At 62.8% G+C, this 2,619-nt stretch carries 3 protein-coding genes; all 3 read right to left on the bottom strand.

The annotated features are described in order from the left end of the window. Positions 1–76: 76 nt before the first annotated feature. The 3 genes from tnpC to tnpA are packed head-to-tail and all read right to left on the bottom strand — an operon-like array spanning position 77 to position 2,532. Positions 77–1,741: an IS66 family transposase gene (gene tnpC / locus AC3WLX_RS36545; protein WP_028133140.1), complete on the bottom strand. Its 1,665-nt coding sequence runs from the start codon at positions 1,739–1,741 to the stop codon at positions 77–79. 45 nt (positions 1,742–1,786) lie between these two features. After that, the gene (gene tnpB / locus AC3WLX_RS36540) at positions 1,787–2,107 is read right to left on the bottom strand and encodes an IS66 family insertion sequence element accessory protein TnpB (protein ID WP_433994191.1); all 321 of its coding nucleotides are present in this window, start codon (positions 2,105–2,107) and stop codon (positions 1,787–1,789) included. Positions 2,108–2,130: 23 nt separating this feature from the next. Further along, complete coding sequence (gene tnpA / locus AC3WLX_RS36535) at positions 2,131–2,532, bottom strand: IS66-like element accessory protein TnpA (protein WP_028133142.1); 402 nt, start codon at positions 2,530–2,532, stop codon at positions 2,131–2,133. Positions 2,533–2,619 lie beyond the last annotated feature (87 nt).

Genomic DNA, 2,619 nt, shown 5'->3' with positions numbered 1-2,619 from the left:
GTACGCATACGACGAAGGCCGCCAGATTGACGCACGCGCGTGGGCAAAGTGAGCTCTATGATCGGTTGGGTGAAGGTCAGGCGGCCTGCTGACCGGCAGGCTTATCGGCTTGGCGCAGGAGCTTCCATTCCCAGGGCAGCAGTTCGTGCAGCCGCGATGCAGGAAGATCGGCGATACGGGCCAGGACGTCGGCGAGCCAAGCCTTGGGATCGACGTCGTTGAGACGACAAGTAGTGATCATCGTCAGCATGATGGCGGCACGGTCGGCGCCACGTTGGCTGCCAGCGAAGGTCCAGTTGCGCCGCCCCAAGGCGATGCCTCTCAAAGCGCGTTCAGCGCAATTGTTGGTCAAGCAGATCCTGCCGTCGTCGAGGAAGCGGGCGAAGTCGTCCCAGCGTCTGAGCATGTAGTTCATGGGCTTCAGAACCTCGGCGGAGCGCGAGAGGGTTTCTCGCTCGCGCAGAAGCCAGGCGTGCATGTCTTCGAGCAGCGGCTTGCTCCGCTCCTGGCGCACGGCGCGCCGCTCGTCGGCACTGCAGCCGTTGATGGTGCGCTCGATCTCAAACAGGGCGTCAAGACGCCTGAGCGCCTCCAGCGCGATCGGGGAGACCGGTTTGCCCTTGCGGCCTTCCCTGGCCGTTTTCTCGATGTCGGCCAGTTCGAAGAATCCCCGCCGCGCATGGGCCAGGCAAAATGCCGGCGTGATCGGCATCGCTTTCCTTTTTGGGTCGAACAACGGCTCGAAGCCGCCATAGCAATCCGCCTGCAGGATGCCGGCGAAGGCGGCCAGATGCTTCTGGGGATGTTCGCCCCGTCGGTCGCCCGAGGCATAATAGACCGCCGCCGGCGGCGCAGGCCCGGCGAACGGCCGGTCATCCCGCACATAAGTCCAGATCCGGCCGGTCGTGCACTTGCCCTTCGCCAGGATGCGGATGGTGGTGTCGTCGCCATGAAGGCGCTCGGCCACGAGCACATGACGCTCGATCAGCTGGAACAGCGGCATGACGGCGAAGGTTCCGTGGCCGACCTGGTCGGCCAGCGTCGACAGCGGCAAATCGATCCGCTCGGCCTTGAAGCGCACGCTCTGACGGTTGAGCGGGATATGCATGCCGAACTTGTCGAACAGGATTGTCGCCAGCAATTGCGGACCGATGAAGCCGCGCGGTGTGGCATGGAACGGCGCGGGCGGCTGGCTGATCTTCTCGCAATCGCGGCAGGTGAACTTCTCACGTACTGTCTCGATCACCTTGAAGCGACGCGGAATCTCCTCCAGCGTCTTGGTCACATCCTCCCCGATCTTCGCCAGCCGAGATCCACCGCAGCAGGAGCAGCTCGTTGGAGCCTCAATGACGACACGCTCGTGTTCGATGCCGTCCGGCCATGGCTGACGAACTGGCCGCTTGCGCATGAAGGGGCGAACGCTCTGGGTTTTTGCCGCGGCAGCCTGCGCAACCAGCTTATCCTCGCTCGCCGTGGTGGCGAGTTCTTCGAGCTCCAATTCCAACTGTTCGATCAGCCGTGCCGTGCGCTCGGAGCGCTGCCCGTGCAGTTCACGTTTGAGCTTCTCAATCCGTAGCTCAAGATGAGCGATCAGCACCTCGCTGTCCGACAGCTCCGCCCGCGCGTTGGCGGCATCCGCGACTGCTACATCGCGTTCAGCCCGCAACTCCTCGCGCTCGGCCAGCAGCGCGAGGTAGGCGCTCGCAAGGTCCGATGGAAGATCGTCCGGCTTCGATGTCATGAAGCCATTGAATCAGATCAGGCCGCAAACTCAAACCCAAAACACCTATCCGACCCGCGTCGGCCGCTGGGTTTCTTGCGGATTGCGCCAATCGATCCCGGACAGCAGATAGCTCAACTGCGCCGGCGAGATCGTTACCGCTTCACCGGCAACCGATGGCCAGATAAACTTTCCTCTCTCGAGTTTTTTTGTGAACAAGCAGGCTCCCTGGCCATCGTGCCAGATCGCCTTCACGAGATCGCTGCGGCGACCCCGGAAGACGAACAGATGACCGCTGAGCGGATCCTTGCGCAGCACCTCCTGTACCTGGAGTGCCAAAGACGGAAAGCCTCGGCGCATATCCGTGTAGCCTGTCGCGAGCCACACCCGCACATTCCCCGGTATAGCAATCATCGGCGTCCAAGCACATCGAGAACCCGCGCCAACGCCTCCGGATCGACGTGCGCATCCACCCGGATGCACCGACGGTTGCCGAGATCGATCTCTATCAATCCAGTACGCGCGGCTGCCGCCGAGCGAACTCGGCCATCCACCGTAGGCAAAAGCTTCGCAGTTTCTTCAGCCGAGGCCGCTACGGCGGCGATCTGCACCGGCGTAAAAGATGGTACAACTTGTTCCGATGTCCGCGCTTGTCGACGCCAGGTAAACACCAGGCTGGTCGCTACTCCGTTGCGCCGCGCAACCTCCGTTACCTTCGCGCCCGGTGCCAGCGTCTCCTCGACAATGCGTGCCTTGTCGTCCTGCGACCAACGCCGCCGCCGCTCCAGCCCGCCCATAACCTCGACCCGCATCGCCTGATGACCTTAAAGTTAGACTTAAGGTCACACGCTTCGCGAATTGCCACCCCTCACGCAAGACGGCCCCCGTCGGAGGCGTAC

It is taken from the genome of Bradyrhizobium sp. FW305-F6 (assembly GCF_058782905.1).
The sequence above is the reverse complement of the archived record's forward strand: the minus strand, read 5'-3'. Positions and strand labels throughout refer to the sequence as shown.

Excerpts from the sequence above, each read along its gene's own strand:
- tnpC (WP_028133140.1), bottom strand. The coding sequence starts at position 1,741 with ATGACATCGAAGCCGGACGATCTTCCATCGGACCTTGCGAGCGCCTAC.
- tnpA (WP_028133142.1), bottom strand. The coding sequence starts at position 2,532 with ATGCGGGTCGAGGTTATGGGCGGGCTGGAGCGGCGGCGGCGTTGGTCG.